Annotated in this window: 18 protein-coding genes and 1 tRNA gene; 17 read left to right on the forward strand and 2 right to left on the reverse strand. The window is 46.7% G+C overall.

Going from position 1 to position 22,515, the window contains the following annotated elements:
• Positions 1-69: 69 nt before the first annotated feature.
• From tkt to tgt, 10 genes are all read left to right on the forward strand, one after another.
• The gene (gene tkt, locus CWI78_RS08900) at positions 70-2,070 is read left to right on the forward strand and encodes a transketolase (RefSeq protein WP_126782306.1); all 2,001 of its coding nucleotides are present in this window, start codon (positions 70-72) and stop codon (positions 2,068-2,070) included.
• Positions 2,071-3,096 carry an erythrose-4-phosphate dehydrogenase gene (epd, locus tag CWI78_RS08905; RefSeq protein ID WP_126782308.1) on the forward strand — a complete coding sequence of 342 codons (1,026 nt, stop codon included), beginning with the start codon at positions 2,071-2,073 and terminating at the stop codon, positions 3,094-3,096.
• 18 nt (positions 3,097-3,114) lie between these two features.
• On the forward strand, positions 3,115-4,296 hold the full coding sequence (locus CWI78_RS08910; RefSeq protein ID WP_126782310.1) for a phosphoglycerate kinase: 1,182 nt from the start codon (positions 3,115-3,117) through the stop codon (positions 4,294-4,296).
• A gap of 30 nt (positions 4,297-4,326) precedes the next feature.
• A complete protein-coding gene (fba, locus tag CWI78_RS08915) occupies positions 4,327-5,391 on the forward strand; it encodes a class II fructose-bisphosphate aldolase (RefSeq protein WP_126782312.1) in 1,065 nt (354 codons plus the stop codon).
• 38 nt (positions 5,392-5,429) lie between these two features.
• Entirely contained in the window at positions 5,430-6,215 is a 786-nt protein-coding gene (locus CWI78_RS08920; RefSeq protein WP_126782314.1) for a DUF481 domain-containing protein, read from the forward strand.
• A 108-nt stretch (positions 6,216-6,323) separates the two neighbouring features.
• The gene (locus CWI78_RS08925) at positions 6,324-8,246 is read left to right on the forward strand and encodes a methyl-accepting chemotaxis protein (protein ID WP_126782316.1); all 1,923 of its coding nucleotides are present in this window, start codon (positions 6,324-6,326) and stop codon (positions 8,244-8,246) included.
• 91 nt (positions 8,247-8,337) lie between these two features.
• Positions 8,338-9,018 (forward strand): TIGR00153 family protein, encoded by a 681-nt coding sequence (locus CWI78_RS08930; RefSeq protein ID WP_126782318.1) that lies wholly within the window; start codon positions 8,338-8,340, stop codon positions 9,016-9,018.
• Between the two features lie 14 nt (positions 9,019-9,032).
• Entirely contained in the window at positions 9,033-10,304 is a 1,272-nt protein-coding gene (locus CWI78_RS08935; protein WP_126782320.1) for an inorganic phosphate transporter, read from the forward strand.
• Positions 10,305-10,397: 93 nt separating this feature from the next.
• Positions 10,398-11,453 carry a tRNA preQ1(34) S-adenosylmethionine ribosyltransferase-isomerase QueA gene (queA, locus tag CWI78_RS08940; RefSeq protein ID WP_126782322.1) on the forward strand — a complete coding sequence of 352 codons (1,056 nt, stop codon included), beginning with the start codon at positions 10,398-10,400 and terminating at the stop codon, positions 11,451-11,453.
• A gap of 31 nt (positions 11,454-11,484) precedes the next feature.
• Positions 11,485-12,600, forward strand: a complete 1,116-nt coding sequence (gene tgt, locus CWI78_RS08945; RefSeq protein WP_126782595.1) for a tRNA guanosine(34) transglycosylase Tgt — start codon at positions 11,485-11,487, stop codon at positions 12,598-12,600.
• Here tgt and CWI78_RS08950 read toward each other — a convergent pair.
• Positions 12,576-13,913: a serine/threonine protein kinase gene (locus tag CWI78_RS08950; protein WP_126782324.1), complete on the reverse strand. Its 1,338-nt coding sequence runs from the start codon at positions 13,911-13,913 to the stop codon at positions 12,576-12,578. The two genes, tgt and CWI78_RS08950, sit on opposite strands and share 25 nt — an antisense overlap.
• Before the next feature lie 158 nt (positions 13,914-14,071).
• Between CWI78_RS08950 and CWI78_RS08955 the strand changes: the two genes are divergently transcribed.
• The 7 genes from CWI78_RS08955 (at position 14,072) to CWI78_RS08985 (ending at position 21,445) form a co-directional block, all read left to right on the forward strand.
• A complete protein-coding gene (locus tag CWI78_RS08955; protein ID WP_244213104.1) occupies positions 14,072-14,872 on the forward strand; it encodes a PilZ domain-containing protein in 801 nt (266 codons plus the stop codon).
• A gap of 56 nt (positions 14,873-14,928) precedes the next feature.
• Entirely contained in the window at positions 14,929-15,144 is a 216-nt protein-coding gene (rpsU, locus tag CWI78_RS08960; RefSeq protein ID WP_126782326.1) for a 30S ribosomal protein S21, read from the forward strand.
• A gap of 122 nt (positions 15,145-15,266) precedes the next feature.
• Positions 15,267-17,012, forward strand: a complete 1,746-nt coding sequence (dnaG, locus tag CWI78_RS08965) for a DNA primase (RefSeq protein WP_126782328.1) — start codon at positions 15,267-15,269, stop codon at positions 17,010-17,012.
• Between the two features lie 102 nt (positions 17,013-17,114).
• On the forward strand, positions 17,115-18,944 hold the full coding sequence (gene rpoD / locus CWI78_RS08970; RefSeq protein ID WP_126782330.1) for an RNA polymerase sigma factor RpoD: 1,830 nt from the start codon (positions 17,115-17,117) through the stop codon (positions 18,942-18,944).
• Between the two features lie 25 nt (positions 18,945-18,969).
• A complete protein-coding gene (locus CWI78_RS08975) occupies positions 18,970-19,749 on the forward strand; it encodes an amidohydrolase family protein (RefSeq protein WP_126782331.1) in 780 nt (259 codons plus the stop codon).
• A gap of 19 nt (positions 19,750-19,768) precedes the next feature.
• Entirely contained in the window at positions 19,769-21,187 is a 1,419-nt protein-coding gene (locus CWI78_RS08980) for a GHKL domain-containing protein (RefSeq protein ID WP_126782333.1), read from the forward strand.
• A gap of 182 nt (positions 21,188-21,369) precedes the next feature.
• Positions 21,370-21,445: transfer RNA gene (locus tag CWI78_RS08985), tRNA-Ile, on the forward strand.
• A gap of 109 nt (positions 21,446-21,554) precedes the next feature.
• Here CWI78_RS08985 and CWI78_RS08990 read toward each other — a convergent pair.
• A complete protein-coding gene (locus tag CWI78_RS08990) occupies positions 21,555-22,514 on the reverse strand; it encodes a bacteriophage abortive infection AbiH family protein (protein ID WP_126782335.1) in 960 nt (319 codons plus the stop codon).
• Position 22,515 lies beyond the last annotated feature (1 nt).

Consider the following 22,515-nt stretch of genomic DNA (forward strand, 5'->3'; position numbering starts at 1 on the left):
GCTTGTACCCCCTGAAATGTGGAGAATACGCGCATCGCAAGTTGCTCTTCACCTTCCAGGGGGTTTTTCATGTCAGATCGTCAATATCTCGCCAATGCCATCCGTGCGCTCAGTATGGATGCGGTTCAGAAAGCCAAATCAGGCCACCCCGGAGCGCCCATGGGTATGGCAGATATCGCAGAAGTTCTTTGGCGTGACTATCTAAAGCATAACCCTCATAACCCGGGCTGGGCCGATCGCGACCGCTTTGTGTTATCTAACGGGCATGGGTCAATGCTGATTTATTCTTTGTTGCACCTGTCTGGTTATGACCTCAGCATTGATGATTTGAAGCAATTTCGTCAACTCGACTCAAAAACCCCGGGTCACCCTGAGTATGGCTACACGCCAGGTATCGAAACCACCACCGGGCCGTTGGGCCAGGGGCTTGCAAATGCGGTTGGTATGGCACTGGCCGAGAAGGTATTAGCCGCGCAGTTTAATCGTGAAAACCATGAAATTGTTGATCATTACACTTACACCTTCCTGGGTGATGGCTGCTTAATGGAAGGCATTTCTCACGAAGCGTGTTCACTGGCGGGTACCTTAGGTTTAGGTAAGCTCATCGCGTTTTACGATGACAACGGCATTTCCATTGATGGTGAAGTCGAAGGTTGGTTTACCGACGACACAGCGAAACGTTTTGAGTCTTATGGTTGGCACGTCATAGACAAAGTTGACGGACACGACTCGGCTGCCATCACCCGGGCAATTGATGAAGCGCGAGCTTACGAAAATAAGCCGACTCTTATTATTTGCAAAACCGTGATTGGTTACGGTGCACCGAACAAACAAGGCTCTGAAAGCTGTCACGGCGCGCCTCTGGGTGATGATGAAATTGTCGCTGCACGTAAGCAGTTGAATTGGCCACACGAAGCTTTTGAAGTGCCGGCCGATGTTTACCAAAAATGGTCTGCGGTGGATAAAGGTGCGGCGGTTGAATCCTCGTGGAATAAGCGCTGGGTGGCTTATGAGCAGGAACACCCGCAGTTAGCAGAAGAATTAAAGCGCCGCTTAAATGGCGAATTACCGGAAGGTTTTGAGAACTCTGTACACAGCTATGCGAAGCAGCTGCAAAGTAGCCCTGAAGCAATAGCGACACGTAAAGCGTCACTGAATGTACTGAATGAATTTGGTCCTAAATTACCTGAGCTATTGGGTGGTTCTGCCGACTTAGCCGGCTCTAATTTGACCTTATGGAAGGATGCAAAAGGCATTACTGCCGACGATGCCAGCGGCAACTACGTATTCTATGGTGTCCGTGAGTTTGGTATGTCCGCTATTATGAATGGCGTAACCTTGCACGGTGGCTTTAAAGCCTACGGTGCAACCTTCCTGATGTTTATGGAATATGCCCGCAACGCCGTACGTATGTCGGCGCTGATGAAACAGCCCAGCATTTTTGTTTACACCCATGACTCTATTGGTTTAGGCGAGGACGGACCTACCCATCAGGCGGTCGAGCAGTTGGCTAACTTGCGCCAAACCCCGAATCTGCAATGCTGGCGTCCTTGTGATCCGGTTGAAACCGCCGTTGCCTGGGGTGCTGCAGTACAAAGCAGCAAAACACCGACTGCGCTCGTTTTCAGCCGTCAGGGCATGCAGCAACAAGAAAGAGATGAAGATCAGCTAACCAATATTGCTCGTGGTGGCTACGTGCTGAAAGATTGTGACGGCGAGCCGGAAGTGATTCTGATTGCTACTGGCTCTGAAGTTGATTTAGCGGTTGCTGCTTTTGAGCAACTGTCAGAGCAAGGTCATAAGGTGCGCGTTGTCTCTATGCCATCAACCAATGTGTTCGACATTCAGGATTCTGAATACAAAGAGTCTGTGTTGCCTTCCAGCGTGACCCGCCGTGTTGCGATTGAAGCCGGTATTGCGGACTTTTGGTACAAGTACATTGGCCTTAACGGCGAAGTCGTTGGCATGACGACTTTTGGTGAGTCTGCGCCAGCTGCCGATTTATACAAGCACTTTGGTATTACGGCAGAAAACACTGTGGCAGCTGCTAAACGACTGCTGGGAGCATAAATGAGCAAGCCAGCTCGTATTGCGATTAATGGTTTTGGCCGTATTGGTCGAAGCTTTTTGCGTGCTTTGTATGAAAATGGCTATCGCGACAGCGTGCAGGTGGTTCTGATTAACGAACCGGCAGCGTCGGAAGCGATAGCGCATTTACTTAAATACGACTCGAGCCATGGCCGGTTTGGAGAAAAAGTGTCTCAGCGTGATGACACCTTAACCGTCGCCGGTGACACTATTGCTTTAACACACCAGACTGAGATTGAAGCCATTGACTGGCGTGCTCATCAAGTAGATTTTGTCATCGACTGTACCGGTGTCTTTGGTAGCCAGGCAGACGGTCAGCTTTACCTGCAGCAAGGGGTAAAGCGGGTACTGTATTCTCATCCCGGAAAACCGGATGTTGATTTTACGGCTATTTATGGGGTGAATGAAAAAGAGTTAAAAGCCGATCATAAAGTGGTATCGAACGGCTCCTGCACAACCAATTGTATTGTGCCGGTCATTAAAGTATTGGATGACACCTTTGGCATTGATTCCGGTGCTATTACCACCATTCATTCGGCTATGCACGATCAGCAGGTTATTGATGCTTATCACCCTGACTTAAGGCGTACCCGCGCGGCGGGACGCTCCATTATTCCGGTAGATACCCGACTGGCACGAGGTATAGAACGCATACTGCCGCACTTAGAAGGGCGTTTTGAGGCCATTGCTGTACGTGTGCCAACGACTAACGTCACCGCTATGGACTTAAGTGTTACGCTCAATAGTGATGCTACAATAGAGCAAGTAAATCAGGTTTTACGTGAGCAAAGTGAGCATCAGCTGGCGGGCATACTGGACTATACTGAAGAGCCATTAGTTTCAATCGATTTTAACCATGACCCACATTCATCCATTGTTGATGGCACCCAAACCCGCGTAAGCCATAAGCGCCTGGTTAAGTTGTTGTGCTGGTGTGACAATGAGTGGGGATTCGCTAATCGTTTGCTGGATACGGCCAAAACGATGGCTGAACAAATAGAACACTAAGTTTAGAGAGGATACCGCATGTCTGTCATTGCTATGACCGATTTGGATTTAAACAACAAACGCGTACTCATACGGGAAGATTTAAACGTCCCGGTAAAAAACGGCAAAGTCACTTCCGATGCGCGTTTAAAAGCAGCAATGCCAAGTATTCAGCAAGCGTTGGAAGCTGGCGCTAAAGTGATGGTGATGTCGCACCTGGGGCGCCCAACCGAAGGTGAATACGACGAGCAATTCTCTATGCAACCGGTTGTGGATTACCTAAAAGAAGCACTGGATTGCCCTGTCCGCCTTTGTAAAGACTACCTGGATGGTGTTGAAGTCAGTGCCGGAGAACTGGTAGTTTTTGAAAACGTTCGTTTTAATGTTGGTGAAAAGAAGAACAATGACGAGCTTGCTAAAAAATTAGCCAGCTTGTGTGATGTTTATGTGATGGACGCGTTTGGCACCGCGCATCGTGCTCAGGCGTCCACTCATGGTGTGGCTAAGTACGCGCCGGTTGCCTGCGCGGGACCTTTGCTGGCCGGTGAGCTGGAAGCATTAGGTAAAGCACTGGAAAACCCTAAGCGTCCGTTAGTGGCTATTGTTGGTGGTTCAAAAGTTTCGACTAAGCTTACCGTATTAGAGTCACTGTCTGGTGTAGTCGATCAGTTAATCGTGGGCGGCGGTATTGCGAATACCTTTATTGCAGCTGCTGGCCATAATGTAGGTAAGTCTTTGTATGAAGCCGACTTAACTGACGAAGCCAACCGTTTAATGGCGCAGGCGAAAGCCAAAGGTGGCGATATTCCTTTACCGGTGGACGTGGTAACAGGTAAAGAATTCAGCGCAGAAGCTAAAGCGGAAACCAAAGCCGTTAACACCGTTGCAGATGACGACATGATTTTCGATATTGGTGTTAAAACGTCAGAGCAACTGGCAGCAATGCTGAAAAACGCAGGCACTATTGTCTGGAACGGTCCGGTGGGAGTGTTTGAATTTGAGCAGTTTGGTCAGGGCACAAAAACCATAGCCAATGCGATTGCACAAAGTGACGCGTTTTCAATTGCCGGAGGTGGTGACACCCTGGCTGCAATTGACCAATACGGTATCGCTGATAAGATAAGTTATATTTCAACAGGTGGCGGAGCGTTCCTGGAATTCCTGGAAGGTAAGACATTACCAGCCGTTGCAATTTTACAAGAACGGGCTAAAGACGCCTGAACACAAGTTTTTAATTAAGGAGTATTTTTTATGGCCTTGGTGTCATTACGACAGTTACTCGATCATGCTGCAGAGCATGACTACGGTGTACCGGCGTTTAACGTCAACAACCTTGAACAGATGCGTGCAATTATGCAGGCAGCTGACGCAACCGACAGTCCGGTTATTGTGCAGGCTTCAGCCGGCGCTCGCAAATACGCTGGTGCTCCTTTCTTGCGCCACTTAATTCAGGCGGCCGTTGAAGAATGGCCACATATTCCTGTCGTTGTGCATCAAGATCATGGTACTTCTCCGGCAGTATGTCAGCGTTCAATTCAATTGGGCTTTAGCTCAGTTATGATGGACGGTTCTTTGCTGGAAGACGGTAAAACACCTGCTGAGTATGACTACAATGTAAAAGTGACCAAACAAACTGTCGAAATGGCGCACGCGTGTGGTGTTTCTGTTGAAGGTGAGCTGGGTTGTCTGGGTTCATTGGAAACGGGTGAAGCAGGCGAAGAAGACGGTGTTGGCGCTGAAGGTAAATTGTCGCATGAACAACTGCTGACCGACCCTGAAGAAGCGGCTGAATTTGTTAAAGCGACCAATGTTGATGCGTTAGCTATTGCGTGTGGCACATCGCACGGTGCTTACAAATTTACTCGCCCACCAACAGGTGATATTTTAGCCATTGATCGCATTAAAGAGATTCACCGTCGCATTCCGGGTACACACTTGGTTATGCATGGTTCATCATCCGTACCGCAAGAGTGGCTGAAGATTATTAACGAATTTGGTGGCGAGATCCCAGAAACTTATGGGGTGCCAGTTGAGCAAATTCAGGAAGGTATTAAGCACGGTGTGCGTAAAGTTAATATCGATACCGATTTACGTCTGGCTTCAACCGGTGCTATTCGTCGTCATTTGGCGGAAAACCCGTCAAACTTTGATCCGCGCAAATTCTTTACAGCAGCAACAACCGCTATGGAAGATATTTGCCGTGCGCGCTACGAAGCTTTTGGTTGTGCCGGTATGGCCAGTAAAATTAAGCCGATTAACTTAGAATCAATGTTTCAGCGCTATGAAAACGGTGAGTTGGACGCCATTATTAAGTAACGCGGTACTTTATAAAAGACACAAATAACGAGGTTAGTGTGCGATTTTCTTTATTATTCGCTAGTTTGTTTTTACCTGTTGCAGCGAGTGCACAAACATTTATGTTTGACGATGCTGACGACATTGATACAGAAACGGTTGAAGAGTGGGAAGCCAGTGCTGAATTTGGCTTGCTTTACACCTCTGGTAATACCGAGACAGAAAGCCTGAAGGGCAAGTTTAACGCGTCGCGGGATATTCAAAACTGGCGCCATAAAGGTGTTTTTGATTATTACACCGCTGAACAGGAAGACCAGGAAACCGGAGAAAGTGTCGAAACCGCAGATCGCATGTTCATATCGGCTCAGAGTAACTATAAGTTCGATCCCGACAGTCGCGATTCGCTGTTTGTGTTCGGTTCCTATGAAGAAGACGAGTTTAGTGGTTTTGAGTACCAGGCAACGGTAGCAACCGGTTATGGTGCCCGTTATCGCTACGATGAAGACATTTATGCCGACTACGAAATTGGTCCTGGTTATTCCAGAACGAAGCCAGTACAGGTTGAAGGCGAACCGCCGGTTGAATCAGATGGCTCCATGATTTTGCGTCTAGCGGGCGGACTGAACTGGAAAATTAGCGAAAACTCACGCTTTAACGCGTTGTTGTCATCTGAAATTGGAGAAGACAACACAAAGAGTAAAGCGGAGCTTTCGGTTTCTGCGAATATTAACAGTTCACTGGCAATGAAGTTCTCAATTGGCGCAAATCACAACTCGCATGTGGCCGATGAGAGCCTGGAGAAGCTGGATACAGAAACTGCGGTAACGCTAGTTTACTCTTTCTAAAACCTCTTAGTTGTTAACGACAAAGCCGTGGCTTATGCCGCGGCTTTTTTCATTAAGCTGTCATAAAACCGTCTTAAACTGTCGCAGTATTCTCAACTGGACTGATTTATGCGGGTTTCAACATTTAGTCGTGTCTCTTCCTTTTCCTTGCTGGGTTTGTCGCTGCTGTTTTTGTTTGTGCTCGCCTGGGCAAATAATCAGTTACAGCATTTTGAACGGCAACAGACTGTCTATTCATCCATAAAAGAAAAGTTAATGGTTGAAGTGGTCACTGAGCTCAGCGGTTACCTGCAGTCAGGTAATGCGCTTTTGCTGAACCAGGCTGAAACCTCCGTCAACGAAGTGAATGATGAACTTAATGCATTAAACTTAGTATCTACCGAGGTGATGCAAGAACAGCTGAATGTTATTCGTAGCCGAATTTCTAATGACTATCGGGCGATAGGAAAACTGTCTGGTCAGGAAGTGGCGTTGTTGGTAAATGCTGAGAGGTCGCTGTTTAATGAATTGTCTCGGCTGTTCGATTATGTGCAAAAAGGCAGTGGCAACCGTCCCTCTACAGCGGAGAGTTATCAGAGTATCGGCAGCGACTTAGTGTTATTAATTGCCCACTTGGTCCACACGAGGGAACGGCTGTTCAGTGGAGAAGTTGAAGAACAGGCTCTCAACCAAGTGCTTAATGCCATGCAAAAGGAAGTAGAGCGACTGCAGCAGTTACCTGAACTGGGCGTAAAAGAAGAGTTGCCCGATCAGTCAATGATGCTGGTAGCAAGAGAGGCAAAAGAACTGGGTCCAAAGATCATCTCGGAAATGAACAGTCTGATTAAGCGTTACCCGCAAGAGCTGTCTTCAACGTTAAAACTCATTGAGTCACGCCGTGAGGCTTTTGCTTCAATATCAGACGACATTGCTAATATTCAGTCCTTAGCGGTAGAAGTCGAGCAGGCTCTTTTACAGAACCAGCAGGCTAACTTGGTGCAGATTAAGTGGATTCTTATGGCATTGGTTGCCGCGCTATTGATATTTTCGGTGCTTAATTTTGTGTTATTAAAACGCATGGTTCTGACACCGTTAAGAAGCTTGCGTGACGCCATGGAAATCTTGCTCGTCAGGCAGGAACTGAATTATTTACCCAATGCTGACCGCGATACTGAGATGGCTGAGATTGCCCAATTTTTTAACGGCATACTGGAGCAGACCCAGCGTCGCGATGAGGAAAAGTCTCAACAAATGACGGTCGTCAATGAAGCATTAAAACGTGTCATACAAGAGTTACAGCAAATTGTTCAATCATCTGCTAATACGCAGGCGTCAGCGTCGACAACGATCAATGGCATTGCCGAGCTAAGTGAGTTAACCGAAGAACTAAATCAATGCACCAATACGCTGGAAAAAAATGCGTTAGATACGCAAGACTCAATGAAATTAAGCCGTCAGCATATTCTTAAGCTCAGAGACGCTTCAGAGCGGAATGAAAAAGCAATCGAAACAGCAAAACGTTCCGCTGTGGAACTCGACCTTTCCGTTAAAGAAGTGAAAGATGCGCTGTCCATTATTTCAAGTATTGCCGACCAGACGAATTTGCTGGCGTTGAACGCAGCAATTGAAGCGGCGAGAGCTGGGGAACAAGGTCGGGGCTTTGCGGTTGTCGCTGATGAAGTCAGGCAGTTAGCCCAAAAAACACAATCCTCACTGGGAGGTATCAACGACTCTTTAAATCAGTTGACTGAGGCGTCGTTGTCTATCGAGAGTGGTTATCGGGAAATTGCTCAGGCAAGTACCTCTCAGCAGCAATTTGTTGAACGCTTAGTGGAGACGTCCAATGAAGTTTCCGCGCAAGCTCAAGCTTCGACAGAAGAAGCAAAAACATCATTCAGGTTAGCAGAGCAACAAACTGAGAAAGTGGACGGGTTTTCAAATCAGTTAGAGCGACTGGTCACCGAAATGGACAATGCGCATCAGTTACTAAGACAAGTAGAAGCTCAAGTTGATACGCAAAGAATTGAGATAGAACGAGCGTTCAATTCATGAATAATTAATCAAATCTTACGGTTCCCTTTGTCTTTAGATTTCGCTAACATTCGCGGCAGCTAACATCGGCTGAAAAAAATCGGATAATGTTATGTCAGTGAACTCATTTCTTGGGGTTTTTGCTAAGTCCCCAATTAAACCGATGATTGACCACATGGACGAAGTGCACCGCTGCGCTTATGCGCTGAAAGATTTCTTTAAAGCGGTTTATTCAAAGGACTGGAAGAGCGCAGAAGTCGCTCGCGCAACCATCGTGAAGCACGAATCAAACGCGGATGGAATGAAACGCAAAATCCGTCTGAACCTTCCGGGTGGCTTATTTATGCCGGTAGAGCGAGCTGACTTGCTTGAGCTCGTTTCCCAGCAGGATAAAATTGCGAATAAAGCCAAAGACATCTCCGGTCTGGTTACCGGTCGCGAATTAACCATTCCTGAATCCTTGGTAAAAGACTTTGACACCTATTTAAGTCGCTGTCTGGATGCCACTGACAAGGCTCGCGAAACCATTGGTGAGTTTGACGACTTGCTGGAAACCGGTTTTAAAGGGCGCGAACGCGATCTGGTTGACAATTTCATTGCTGAGCTCGACGCAATTGAAGCGGATACCGATCAGCTTCAAATTAAGCTACGTCAGGATCTACGCAAAATTGAGCTTGATATGAACCCTGTGGACGCGATGTTCTTATACCGTATTTTGGACTGGGTTGGCGACTTAGCTGACCTGGCCGAGCGAGTCGGTGCACGTTTCGAACTGATGCTAGCGCGCGTCTAAGCGGAGTCTGATTTATGGATATTATTTCTAGTTACAGCCTCCTGCTTATCGGGATGGCAGCGGTTTTTGGTTTCTTCATGGCCTGGGGCATTGGCGCAAATGACGTGGCAAATGCCATGGGTACGTCGGTTGGCTCCAAGGCACTGACAATAAAACAGGCGATTCTCATCGCGATGATTTTTGAGTTTGCCGGCGCTTACCTGGCCGGCGGGGAAGTTACCTCAACCATCCGTAAAGGTATTATCGACTCTGGATACTTTGTCGATCAGCCGGAATTGCTCGTGTTTGGTATGATATCAGCTCTTTTAGCCGCAGGCTTTTGGTTGCTGATAGCCTCTTACCTTGGCTGGCCGGTATCGACGACTCATTCCATTATTGGTGCCATTGTTGGTTTCTCTGCTGTCGGCGTCAGCATGGAATCAGTTCAGTGGATGAAAGTTGGAGGTGTCGTTGGAAGCTGGGTTGTCACCCCCGCCATATCCGGGTTTATTGCCTATCTCATATTTATGAGTGCACAGAAGCTCATTTTTGACCGATCGAATCCGTTAGCAATGGCTAAGCGCTATGTGCCTTACTATATGGGGCTAGCTGGTTTCGTACTGTCGCTGGTCACGATTAAAAAAGGCCTTAAGCACGTTGGCCTGGATCTTGGCAGCATTGAAGGTTATCTGTGGGCGCTGGGTATCGCGGTACTGGTTTTTGCTATTGGTAAAATGGCAATCGGGCGTCTTAAGTTTAACCCGTCAGACGACAAAGACATGCATTACACCAACGTGGAAAAAGTCTTTGCGGTGCTGATGGTGGTCACTGCCTGTGCTATGGCTTTTGCTCATGGTTCTAACGACGTTGCTAACGCTATCGGGCCATTGGCCGCTGTAGTGAGTGTGGTTACCAGTGGTGGTGATATCGGCAGTAAAGCGACATTAGCCTGGTGGGTTCTGCCTTTAGGCGCCGTAGGTATCGTGGCGGGTCTGGCTATGCTGGGTAAACGTGTTATTGCAACCATTGGTAATGGTATTACGCACTTAACCCCAAGCCGTGGTTTTGCGGCGGAACTTGCCGCTGCGTCAACCGTAGTTCTGGCGTCCGGTACCGGGTTACCGATATCAACCACTCAAACGCTGGTCGGTGCGGTATTGGGTGTTGGCATGGCGCGCGGTATAGCTGCTCTGAATCTTGGTGTTGTTCGCAACATCGTTATTTCGTGGGTGGTGACATTGCCTGCAGGGGCCATTATGTCGATTGCTTTCTTCTACATTTTAAAAGCCATTTTCGGCGTCGAGTAAGCTTGCGATAAACAGGCAGCCTGTAACAGTGACAGGCTGCCTACTTTCCAGTAAAATCCGCGCTTCATTACATCTCGTAAGTGCAGCACGGATATGTCAGATACCAATCATTCTTCTTTAAAAGTCAGTGACTTTTCATTTGAGCTACCCGACGAGCTCATTGCCCGCTACCCGCAGGAGCAGCGCAGTGCAAGCCGTTTACTCTCGGTTAAGTCGAGTGAAAACAGTGTTGAGCATAAGCACTTCAAAAACATCGTTGATGAGCTAAATGCCGGTGATTTGTTGGTATTTAACGACACCCGGGTTATTCCTGCCCGCTTGTTGGGTGAAAAAGTTTCCGGCGGTAAAGTCGAGGTTTTAGTGGAACGCTTGCTGGACGACCATCGCGTGCTAGCCCATGTTCGAGCCAACCGCGCGCCGAAAGCCGGGGCAGAGTTGTTGCTGGAAGGTCATGTGAAAATCACTATGCTGGCGCGGCACGATGCACTCTTTGAATTAAAATTTGAACACGATGAAACGGTACTCGAGCTGCTTGAGCAATACGGGCATATGCCATTGCCACCGTACATTGATCGTCCGGATGAAAGCTCTGACAAAGAACGCTACCAAACCGTTTATAACCGCGAACCGGGGGCCGTTGCTGCTCCTACCGCGGGTCTGCACTTTGACGACGACATACTGCAACAGTTGCGCGATAAAGGCGTGAACTTTGCCTATGTTACCCTGCACGTAGGCGCCGGAACCTTCCAGCCGGTGCGTGTGGAAGACATTAACGACCACGTTATGCACAGCGAATACGCCAAAGTCAGTGCTGAAACCTGTCATGCCATTAAGCAGACCAAAGCCTCGGGTGGCCGGGTTATTGCTGTAGGTACAACCTCGGTTCGTTCGCTGGAATCAGCCGCTCAGGCTTCAGCCACAGAAGACATCGAACCGTTTTTCGAAGACACCGATATTTTTATCTTTCCGGGTTATGAATTTAAAGTGGTCGACAGTCTGATAACCAATTTTCATTTACCTGAGTCCACGCTCATTATGCTGGTTTCGGCATTTGCGGGTCGTGATTTGATTATGAAGGCTTATAATGAAGCCATTAAAGAGCGCTATCGATTCTTTAGCTACGGCGACGCCATGCTGTTACAGCGCTAAATTTAATACACTGAAGTGAACACTTATGACAATGAAATTTGAATTAGATAAAACCAGTGGTCGCGCGCGCCGTGGGCGCATGGCCTTTGAACGTGGAACCGTAGAAACGCCAGCGTTTATGCCGGTAGGTACTCTGGGTACTGTAAAGGGTATGACACCAGAAGAGGTAAAAGACACCGGCGCGCAAATCTGCCTGGGCAATACTTTTCACTTAATGCTGCGCCCGGGTACGCAAATTATCCAGCAGCATGGTGACTTGCATGATTTTATGAACTGGGACAAGCCTATTCTGACCGATTCTGGCGGCTTTCAGGTGTTCAGTCTGGGTGAACTTCGTAAAATCACCGAAGAAGGCGTGACTTTCCGTTCACCTATCAATGGTGAGAAAATTCTGTTGACGCCTGAAAAATCCATGCAGGTTCAGCGTGAACTGGGTTCCGACATTGTCATGATATTTGACGAATGCACGCCATTTCCGGCTACTCAGGCTGAGGCACGCAGTTCAATGGAACTGTCGCTGCGCTGGGCTGAACGCTCAAAGCAAGAGCACGGCGACAACAAAGCGGCGCTATTTGGTATTATTCAGGGTGGCATGTACGAAGAGCTGCGCGATATTTCTCTGAAAGGTCTGACCGATATCGAGTTTGACGGTTACGCTATTGGCGGCTTGTCGGTCGGCGAACCGAAAGAAGACATGATGCGCATTCTGGAGCACACGGCGCCACAAATGCCTGAGCAAAAACCTCGGTATTTGATGGGTGTGGGTAAACCGGAAGATTTAGTGGAAGCGGTGCGTCGTGGTATTGATATGTTTGACTGCGTTATGCCCACCCGTAATGCCCGTAACGGCCACTTGTTTATTAGCTCGGGCGTGGTAAAAATTCGTAATGCTGTTCATCGTACCGATACGTCGCCGTTAGATGAAAACTGTGACTGCTACACTTGTAAAAACTATTCTCGCGCGTATCTGCATCATCTGGACCGCACTAACGAGATGCTGGGTTCGCGCCTGAACACCATTCATAACTTACGTTTTTATCAAAAAGTGATGAGTGACATGCGTGATGCCTTAGATGCGGGAACATTTGATGAATTCGTACAAGAGTTTTATCGGCTAAGAGATCAATCCGTACCGCCTCTGGATTGATATTGGCGTATCTCATTTTGTAATTCCTGGTAGCGGTCAACATCAGGCTGATGCTTGATCGCTGCGTTCACCGAACGTACAGCAGAGTCCCTCCACCTTTCGACCAAATGCGACTGTTCCTTATTCAGCCGGGCGAGCCCTAAATACATTTTTGCTAATAAGTAATGGGCTGTTGAAACATCGTCATAATTTTCCGGCTCCCCAAACTCGTTAATGGCATTGAGTAATATAGTGGTGACTTGAGCGTTACTAAACACGCGGTCCAAATTAAGAATAAAGTCTGCGCGTTCCATGTGGTATTGCAGTTTGTCTGGTCTGTCAGAAACCGAGTCATCAAAATGATTCAGCGCAAGCTCAGCTTGTTCGGCTGCCTTTTGAGTTTGACCGTCGCTAGCCAAATGTTGAAAGTAATGGGCGAAGACCAGGGCGTGCGCGTAGTGATTCTGCTCAGTTGAATAACCGTCTAAAACGTGTTCAGTGGTTGGCTCTCGTAAAAAAATAAACATGAGAACGGCAATGACAGCAATAACGGCATTGGCTGCTCCCAGTTTAATAACGCGCTGCCTAAACTGATAGCGATGAAGCCAGCGACCGAGTTCTTGCTGCAGAGCATCGCAACTGCGGGAGCGTGAGTTTGGCTCCAGCGAAAGCGCTTTCTTAATAATTCGGCTTAACTCGGACGGAAGCCTGTTCCGATGTGTCATCGGCTGATTAAAGAACTGCTCTGGCTTCATTTCGGTTAACAATGAGAGCAGCAGAGAACTTAGCTGGTAAACATCTCGTTGGATGCTAGCTGGTGAACTTGGTGCCGCAATGCTGAGATCAACCAAAACTGGCTCTTTATTGGAGGGATGCTTACTTGTCGCCGAAGAGCGCAGCATAATGTTATGTGGATTAATGTCATTATGTGCATAGCCAGCTGCATGCATACGACAAACGCCTTCCGCCAGAGAGTGAACGATTTTCACCGCGTCATACACTGACATGAGCTTTTGCAGTTTGCTGAGAGGTTTACCTTCAATGTATTCAAGCACCATAAACAGCGATGATGAAGGAATTTCAGGCTCACCAACATCGAAAACCCGGCAAAGTGCAGGGTGATCAACACTGGATAATAAGCGGGCTTCGTTCACCAGCCGGTGACGGCTGACAATAGAAGGTGAACGTGCAAATTTAATAGCGACATCACGTTTTAAACGTTGGTCGTAGGCTTTATAAACCAGACCACTACCCCCATGCCCCAACAGCTTAATGCACTGATAACGTGCAGGTATTGGGTAAGGGAAAGTTGTGTCCGGATGTGCTTCAGCCAAAATCATTTCCTTACTGTTAAGCTCAAATCCAGTCTAACGATGACGAGCAGCAAACAACAGGTTTAGCGTAGGCGCTTACTGGTTACTTATAAAACGACGTCAATTGACATCAATGAAAATTAATTGGCCTACAGCTTAAAAATTAGCAAATTTAAGCTATGATAAGTTTCATAAAAATAATAAAGCAGGGGTTAGCACTGATGCGGGAAAACAGTGATGTTTTAGCAAACAGTGGATTCAGGCAGTCTGTCGAAGTCCAAATTAAACAGAATGACGGCTACAAGCGCTTAAATATGACGCTGGTGGGGCTACAATATCCAGACTATCTGATTTTAGAGCTTTCCAGACAATATTGTTGGCAAGATACCTTGCCACTTTTGGTTGCGGAAAAATCGGTCGGTCTGAAGACGGTATCTCCTGCTGGAGAACAGGTAACGGGTGTGGTCGATATTTTGCATATTACCCAGTATCCGCAAAAACTGTTATTTGTCAGCTACCCCAGAGAAGCTGATGTCCAGGTATTGCGATCGTCACCAAGAATATCAGTGAACTGTGAAGCAAAACTGCAGTTTCAATTGAAAGATACACTCGGTGACCCATTATCAGGAAAGGTAGTCGATATTTCTGATAAGGGCATCGCTTTTAATTACCGAGGCACCTTGCCTGTTGATACCCACGCCAATAGAGAATTGCCGGCCGAAGTAAAAATTAAAACCGGTAGTGGCACCATTGTTTTTAATGAGCTTTTAACGAGAAGTACAAAATCGGTCGGCCCTCAGCTATGGCAATTCGGGCTGTCTTATAAAGAAAAACCAACTAATTTGCAGGATTTAGTCAGTAATTTGTTACTGGAGTCTACGCCAGTCCGCGAATTGCTTAGTGATAATGACCCTGGATGGGAAGCGTCGGATAACACTTTACAAGGCGAATCTGAGTCGGTACAATTCAGCACCAATTGAACCCGTAGTGGTTAATTTTTAACCGAAACAGATAATTTATCCGAGGTGATTTTTTAATGCCAGTCGTTAAAGTGAAAGAAAACGAGCCGTTTGACGTAGCTTTGCGTCGCTTTAAGCGCTCTTGTGAAAAAGCAGGTGTTCTGTCTGAAGTTCGTCGTCGCGAGCACTATGAAAAGCCGACTTCAGAGCGTAAGCGCAAGAAAGCCGCTGCGGTAAAACGTCACGCCAAGAAACTGGCTCGTGATAACGCTCGTCGTACTCGTCTTTACTAAGACCCTGTTTACGACAATTTGAGTGTTCACTTTTCCGTAAAGTGCTGAAAGCCGTGACTCTATTGTCGCGGCTTTCGTGTTTCTGCTAGTTTCTGTTTTCGCAACTCCGGTATTGAGACAATATGGCAGGCTTGATCCCCAAAAGCTTTATTCATGATTTGCTTGAACGAGCAGACATCGTTGAGATAGTTGATAGCCGTGTTCCGTTGAAAAAGGCCGGTAAGAACCATCAGGCGTGCTGTCCGTTCCATAATGAAAAGACACCTTCATTTACAGTAAGTCAGGACAAGCAGTTTTATCATTGCTTTGGCTGTGGACAGCATGGCAATGCCGTAGACTTTCTGATGGAGTTTGATGGCCTGAACTTTCCCGATGCCGTAGAAGAACTTGCCGGTATTATGGGCGTTGAGGTTCCGCGTGAGCAGCCGGAAAACCCAGAGCTGGCACAAAAGAAACAACAGCAGGTGCAAGACGACGCCGAGCTAATGAATAAAACGGCTCGTTTTTTCCAGCATCAGTTAAAACATCATGAAAACTCAAAGCGGGTTATCGATTATTTAAAAGGCCGGGGCTTAAGCGGTGAAACGGTAAAACGTTTTCAAATTGGCTATGCGCCCGACGCCTGGGATAGCTTGCTTAGTACGTTTGGTGGCTCAGCCCAGCAACGCCAGCAATTGCTGGAATTGAAGCTTATTAATCGTAATGAGAAAGGGCGGCACTACGACTTTTTCCGTGACCGGGTGATGTTTCCTATTCACGACCGGCGCGGGCGGGTTGTTGGTTTTGGCGGTCGCATTATTGATGGCGACGGACCGAAATATCTAAACTCTCCGGAAACCCGTTTATTTCATAAAGGCAGCGAGCTTTACGGTTACTGGCACATGCAACAAGCGGTGCGCAAACCCGAACAAGTTTGTATTGTTGAAGGCTATATGGACGTTGTGGCTTTGTCGCAAGCGGGTATTCATTATGCCGTTGCTTCGCTGGGAACCGCTACTACTAGTGAACAATTGCAGCGTCTGTTCCGTACAAGTGCCCGGATTGTTTGTTGCTATGATGGCGACAGGGCAGGCCGGGATGCTGCCTGGAGAGCGTTAGAAAATGCCTTACCGTTATTGCGCGACGGGTTGGATATGGCGTTTCTGTTTTTACCGGAAGGGGAAGACCCGGACTCCGTGGTCAGCGAGCACGGTGCTGAAGCTTTTGAACGTCAATTGAAGAAGGCAACGCCATTCACTGAGTATTTCTTCGAGCATTTGCAGACGGATATTGATGTTACTTCTGACGCCGGACGGTCGCAATTACTGAATATCGCGAAACCGTTGATTGAAAAAGTGGCGAGTGACTACTATCGCGACACCTTAATGCAGAGACTGGCAGAGAAGCTTCGTCGCGAGACATCGCAGTTGGAACGTCATTTTGACAAACCACAGCGGCAGTCACGGCCTAAAGAAAGCGTCAAAATGACGCCGCTAAGAAAAGCCATTGCTCTGTTACTGCAGTATCCTCAGTTGGCGCAGTCCATACCGGTCAATGAAGAACTGCGGGCGCTGCGGGTTAACGGCATGGATTTACTTATCGCCTTACATAAACAGTGCGCAGAACGACAAATGACCACAGCACAGGTATTAGAAGGTTGGCGCGATACTGAGTATTACCAGCCTTTGCAAAAACTGGCGCTATGGCAACATCAGCTCGACGAAGAAAACGTTGAGCAGGAATTTAACGATATATTTATTTATCTTATTGACCAATACTTTGAGCAACGCGCGAATGCGCTTTTAAAGAAAGAGCAGGAAGGGGCTTTAACCCGAGTCGAACGTCAAGAATATCAGACGCTCATTCAATACTTGAGTAAGGCAAGATAGTACATCCCCATGCGCCTTACGCTAGCTTAAAAGTCAGTATTCTGTTATACTGTTTGGTCATTTTGGATACTCTACATTCACAGTCACAGGTGGAACGTCTGTATGCAGCAGAATCGGCAATCGCAACTTAAGGTCCTTATTGCGAAAGGCAAAGAACAAGGGTTTTTGACATTTGCTGAAGTCAATGACCATTTACCGCAAGAAATTGTTGATTCCGATCAGGTTGAAGACATTATTCGCATGATCAACGACATGGGGATTCGCGTTTTTGAAAGCGCTCCTGATGCCGATGATTTGATGATGGCAGAAAGTGCTGCTGATGAAGATGCCGCTGAAGAGGCCGCTCAGGCGCTAGCCTCTGTTGATGGTGAAATTGGTCGTACGACTGACCCAGTGCGTATGTACATGCGCGAAATGGGTACGGTTGAGCTACTGACCCGTGAAGGCGAAATCGATATTGCCAAACGCATTGAAGAAGGCATTAATCAGGTTCAGTGCTCTGTTGCTGAATACCCTGAAGCCATCAACTTCTTGCTTGAGCAATGGGACTCCTACGAAGCCGAAGAACTGCGTTTAACCGATATCATATCTGGGTTCATCGACCCTGACGAAGTAGACGAAGCCCCGGTGGCTGCTACTCACGTTGGCTCTGAGTTACCAACTGAAGAGCTGGAAGATGAAGACGACGATGACGACGATGATGACGAAGAAACCGATACAGGTATTGATCCGGAATTTGCGCGCAGCAAATTTAATGCGCTCCGTGAACAATACGAAGTAACTCGTCAGGCAATTGCTAAGCACGGCCGCGATGGTGCCGACGCCCGCGTCGAAATCGATAAGCTTAGTGATCTATTTAAACAGTTCCGCTTAGTTCCTAAACAGTTTGACCGTTTGGTTAAAGACATGCGCGCCATGATGCAGCGTGTGCGCGTTCAGGAACGCATTATTATGAAGCTCAGCGTTGAGCAGGGCGAAATGCCTAAACGCAGCTTTATGAAAGCCTTCGCCAGCCATGAAAACAATATGGCGTGGGTTGATGAGAAAATTAATGCAGGCGAAAGCTACTCTGACTCATTGAAAGAAATTCGTGGCGAGATTGAACGCTGCGTCAACAAGCTGGTTGATGTAGAAAAAGAAACTGGCTTGACCATCGGCAAAGTAAAAGACATTAACCGCCGTATGTCGATTGGTGAGGCAAAGGCCCGCCGTGCGAAAAAAGAAATGGTTGAAGCCAACCTGCGTTTGGTTATCTCAATTGCTAAAAAATACACCAACCGTGGTTTACAGTTCCTGGACTTAATTCAGGAAGGTAACATTGGCTTGATGAAGGCTGTTGATAAATTCGAATATCGCCGTGGTTATAAGTTCTCAACTTATGCAACCTGGTGGATCCGTCAGGCCATTACTCGCTCAATTGCAGACCAGGCGCGTACTATTCGTATTCCGGTTCACATGATTGAGACCATCAACAAGCTGAACCGTATATCGCGCCAGATGTTGCAGGAAATGGGTCGCGAACCGCTGCCGGAAGAACTGGCAGAGCGCATGATGATGCCGGAAGATAAAATTCGTAAAGTATTGAAAATAGCGAAAGAGCCTATTTCAATGGAAACGCCAATTGGTGATGATGAAGATTCACACCTAGGCGACTTTATTGAAGATAACACCCTGGACTTACCGATTGATTCGGCAACGTCTGAAAGCTTGCGAAATTCCGTTCGCGATGTTCTGGGTGGACTAACGGCTCGTGAAGCAAAAGTATTGCGTATGCGCTTTGGTATTGATATGAATACCGACCATACTTTAGAAGAAGTCGGCAAGCAGTTTGATGTAACGCGTGAACGAATTCGTCAAATTGAAGCCAAAGCATTAAGAAAACTTCGCCATCCAAGCCGCTCTGAACAGCTGAAGTCGTTCTTGGATGAGTAAGATATTCTCTGAAACAGGAGGCACCATGGGTTACAACCGTGACAATTGGCCGAAGCGTATTATTGACTCTCATTTGCACATTTATGATGACGAGTTTCCGCTAATTGAAAACCAAGGTCATATCCCTGAGCCTTTCTACATCGATGATTACCGTAACCTGGTACGTGGCTTACCTGTCGAAGGTGGTGTTATTGTTTCAGGTTCATTCCAGGGTTTTGAACAACGCTATTTGAAAGCGGCGCTGGAAAATCTCGGTAATAATTTTGTGGGTGTTACACAGTTACCGGGCTCGGTAAGTGACGAAAAAATTCAGCAGTTGAATGAACATGGTATTCGCGGTGTGCGTGTGAACTTAAAACGCGGTGTTCATCGGGATATCGAAGGTATCGTTGAGTTTGGTAAGCGTATCTGGGATTTAGCCGGCTGGCACCTGGAAATTTACGTCGATAGCCGTGAACTGGACGACATGGTTCCCACCCTGCTTAAACTGCCAAAACTTAGCGTCGATCATTTAGGTATGGCAAAGTCAGGACTGTCGCAGGTTCGGCGTTTAGCGGAAGGCGGTGTTAAAATTAAAGCCAGTGGCTTTGGCCGCACGGAAGTGAACGTTGCAGACGCTATCAAGACACTGAACGAAACCAATCCTGATGCGTTGATGTTTGGAACCGATTTACCGGGTACGCGCAGTAATCGCTCGTTTGAGCCTTCAGATATAGCAACAGTAGTGCAGGCTCTGGATGAGAACGAAGAAGCGGTTGATAAAGTGTTTTATCAAAATGCCCGCGACTTTTATAAACTACCTTAGCAAAATGAGAATGAGGTAAGTGCAGTCTCTCTCCTCCCACACAAAACATAACCGCTGGTTGGCTATTGCTCTAATTGCAGTAGCAGTCGGCGGTTTGTTAGTGGCATTCTGGTTTTCCGCAAGCGAAACTCTGGAACGCAACCAAACCGCTATGAGCCATGCATGTAAAGATGCCCAGCTTGCGGTTAATTCCCTTTTTCCCTCCTCAGAGTCGCCGCAGCAACAAGTTGCAAATCCGGACTTAATGCACCAGGCACTCAGCGACGCAATAAAAAATAATGATGGGACAAAAGGTGGCTTCTGGCATACCGCTCAAGGTTTTATGGGCTTCACTTTCCCTTCAGGCAGCCATAGTAGCAACGAAATGGGTGTGAGCAACGACGATGTGTCAATTGTCCGTTCGGCGGTTCAGCGCTCATTAGAGCAGCAGCGAGAGGTTGTTTCGGTTCAGTCAAATGGCCAGGCTGTGACAGTGGTTGCGGCGTGCCCGGAGACAAATCACTATAATCTGGGTATTTGGCTCAACAAAAGTGTACCGCTGGTACCTCCAAACTTTACCATTATTGTGAGCGTGTTGTTTGTCTTGCTGGCTATCATTGGCGGCGTGTTGATTGTACGTGAGTCGGTGTTTAACCGAAACTGGCACTCAGAGCGTGATCGTATCGTTAATCAAGCAGAAGATAGTTCTCAGGCTGTTTCGGTGACAACTGAAATTCCTGAAATACAACCATTATTACTATTGTTGTACCAAGCTCGTCAGCAGATTCAATCTAAAGAACGGGAACTGAGCCAGCAAATGAATAAAGTGATTATGGCCAACCAAAAGACGTTAATTGGCCGTATAGCTCGCTCCATGACTGCGCTAGCTTTAGCTGAGCTGGAAGATATAAAGCGTAAATTGCCACAAGCAAACGCAGAAGACATTAAAGAAAAAGTATCTCAGTTGACCGAATTGTTTAGTTCATTTGAGAGAATCACTGACGACGTAGGCAATAGCCGGGTGACATCGATAGATGCAGAAGACTTTCTGCAGGACTTGTCTGACTATCATGAAAAGCATGGAAACGCTAAAGACATAACCTTAACGGCTATAGCCGAGAAAGGCCTTAAGTTTGAAGCAGAGCCCTTGCTCATACGTTTTGCAATGGATTATTTAATACGTCATATCATGAGCTTTGTGCCAGCTAATTCCGAAATTATGCTGCAGGCAATGGTGGAAGATAACTTTGTAAAAATTGCCGTTAGCGACGAAAGTTCGGGTATAGAAAGTAAAAACAAACATTTACTGTTCCACGCCGATGAACTGGCACCGACGCAATACGGCATAGGACTCAAAGTTGTGCGGGATACCCTGCATAATCAGAATGGCGATATTAGTTATGAAAAAGTCGAGAAAACTTCGCGATTTAACGTGCTGATACCCATGACAAAAGCTTAAAAAGTTCGTATAATCTGCGCCGCTTCACAGCTTCCAATCAAGAATGGCCCCTTAGCTCAGTGGTTAAAGCACGAGTATAGGGGTAAAACTTACGAAATGTCGTGAGTGATTGAGTGAATAAGGGATTGGCTTGTGGTAAGGTTACCAAAAATATTTTAGAGATTACGAAAGTACAAGTTATCGGCCCCATAGCATAGCGGTTAATGCAATCGACTCATAATCGAGAGATCCTTGGTTCAAATCCAAGTGGGGCCACCATTTTTTTAAAGAACTTTTGCCTAGTATCACAGCAGTCTTATCATTCAATCTTCGCTACAGATAAAATATTTAGTTCGCAATTAGCTTCTTCTCTGGCGGACCATATTGCTCAGAGTTGACCCATACTGATGACTGAAACGTCGCTTATACCAATTCCTTTTAGCTTATTACGATGCCCTTCCTCATCATCAGGATTATAGAAAGTTGCCACCCATTTAGCATTAGGCTTGACTGATTGGGTTAACTTTTTGAAGTAGGGTAGATCTACTTCAGCTAACGAGTGGCCTAGGATATACACTTCATCGATTTCATCGAGTTGTGTAAAAAAATTTTCGTTATCTTTTATTATTTTCTCGGTTCCTTTAAATGTTGCTGAAAAGTATTGGTTGATAGTTTCTTTGCCACGCTCATATGAGTAGTCATATTGATCGGATTGATATTCCATCCAGCGTTCTAAATCTTCATCACTTAAACCTGCCGGCGGTTTAACAGGTTCTTCGTTAAAGTTATCAGGATCAATACCATGTCCAAGAATCAACTCATCAACATCCGGGTCAGCTTTCTTGTGAATGAATAGAACGTTTTCGTCAGGGATGTCGTAGTATTGAGCAAGCGTATTTGTGTAGTTAAACGAGAGATAAATCGCATCTCTATCAAGATTCATAGCTTTACTTTGGTCAAATTCAGGAATTTGTACCGATAGAATGAATTCTTTGAATGCTTTATAAAGTTCAGTGGTGAGAAAGCCCAGTATCCGCTCCATTTCTATCTGAAGTGTATAGCGGTCTCTATCTCGAAAGCTATCTGAAGCATAGTTTGGCATAGCATCCATGTTTGCCTCTAGAACATTATCGGTATCGAGCAATGATAGACTTGTTTCAAAATCTGACCAGAGAGGGTCAGACATTGATGCTGAATTGTTAGGGTCGAGGTCGCAAAAGCCATGATAATCAACGAGGAGGTCGTACGTGTTCCTATAGTTATTTTTCAGATAAAGGCCAAAAGACGTATACCTTGTGTCGAGACCATAATGAATATCGAAGCCGTTACCAATTACATATAGTTTCATA

The organism is Idiomarina ramblicola, from assembly GCF_003987255.1.
In the GTDB taxonomy this organism is placed as follows: domain Bacteria; phylum Pseudomonadota; class Gammaproteobacteria; order Enterobacterales; family Alteromonadaceae; genus Idiomarina; species Idiomarina ramblicola.